1 protein-coding gene is annotated in these 1273 nt (G+C 39.4%); it reads right to left on the reverse strand.

The window, feature by feature from the left end:
- Positions 1 to 268: 268 nt before the first annotated feature.
- Positions 269 to 886, reverse strand: coding sequence for an aminodeoxychorismate/anthranilate synthase component II (locus Q0954_RS33955; RefSeq protein ID WP_299466532.1), 618 nt, complete (start codon positions 884 to 886; stop codon positions 269 to 271).
- Between the last annotated feature and the right edge of the window lie 387 nt (positions 887 to 1273).

Here is a 1273-nt window from a genome sequence, read left to right on the forward strand (position 1 = left end):
TCCAAACCATTGTTGTTTTGTAAAATTTAAAAAGTCCATAGTCGGGAGTCCTTAGTCCATCGTATTGCTTGGTGTATATGGCACTGGGTAACTCCAAACCATTGTTGTCTTGTAAAATTTAAAAAGTCCATAGCCAGGAGTCCATAGTCTATCAAGCCTATAGACTGCTAAAACAGCTTACACGGTTTTTATACTGCATTGATGTTAAGTGACTTACAAACCCAAGAATGGGAATGTGAAGTTTAATATAGTCACAATCGACTATTGACTATAAACTATTCACTAATTTCTTTTTTATCAAGGTATAATTTTCTGGAGCAGGCGTGTTCAACCAGTTGGCTAAAATCTGGATACCGTGATCGGTTAAAATAGATTCTGGATGAAACTGTAGTCCTTTTACATCGTACTGGGCATGGCTGATAGACATCACATTGCCCTCCGTATCTTTACCCGTTACTACCAGTTCGGCAGGCAAGGTTCCCTCTTTAATCACCCACGAATGATAGTGTCCAATAGAAAAACTCATAGGAAGCCCCTTAAATAAAGCTTCGCTGGGGTCTTGTATCTGGTTGGCAGAGGCAATGCCATGCAACACAGTAGGCAAGTTGAGCAATTCGGCGCCAAATGCTTCGGCTATAGCCTGATGCCCCAAACAAACCCCCAAAATACTCTTGGTGGGTGCATAAGTCTTGATCAGGTCTAATAAGATACCCGCTTCTTCGGGAATGCCAGGACCAGGCGATAACAAGATTTTGTCGTACTGAGCCACTGTGTCCAGTTCGATTTTATCATTGCGGTATACCTCAGGTTGATGTCCCAAGTCTCGGATCATGTGTACTAAGTTGTACACAAACGAATCATAATTATCTATTACTAATACTTTCATATTCTTTAGTTTTTTAGTCAGTAGTTGGGAGTCGGAAGCTTCCTTGGTAAGTAGCAGTAAGCAATTAGCTATAAGCTACAAGTAAAGATAACTCTCTCATAATATGATAGTTATACTAGCATGTTAGGTATATTTTAGTTTTTTAGTCAGTAGTTGGGAGCTTCCTTAGTAAGTAGCAGTAAGTCCTTAGATACCGATGAATATCGGTGCAATTAGCCATAAGCTACAAGTGAAGATAACTCTCTCATAATATGATAGTTATACTAGCATGTTAGGTATATTTTAGTTTTTTAGTCAGTAGTTGGGAGTCGGGAGCTTCCTTAGTAAGTAGCAGTAAGTCCTTAGATACCGATGAATATCGGTGCAATTAGCCATAAGCTACAAGTG

This window comes from uncultured Microscilla sp., from assembly GCF_947493425.1.
Classification (GTDB): domain Bacteria; phylum Bacteroidota; class Bacteroidia; order Cytophagales; family Microscillaceae; genus Microscilla.

Coding starts and splice junctions, on each gene's coding strand:
- Q0954_RS33955 (WP_299466532.1), bottom strand. CDS start 886: ATGAAAGTATTAGTAATAGATAATTATGATTCGTTTGTGTACAACTTA.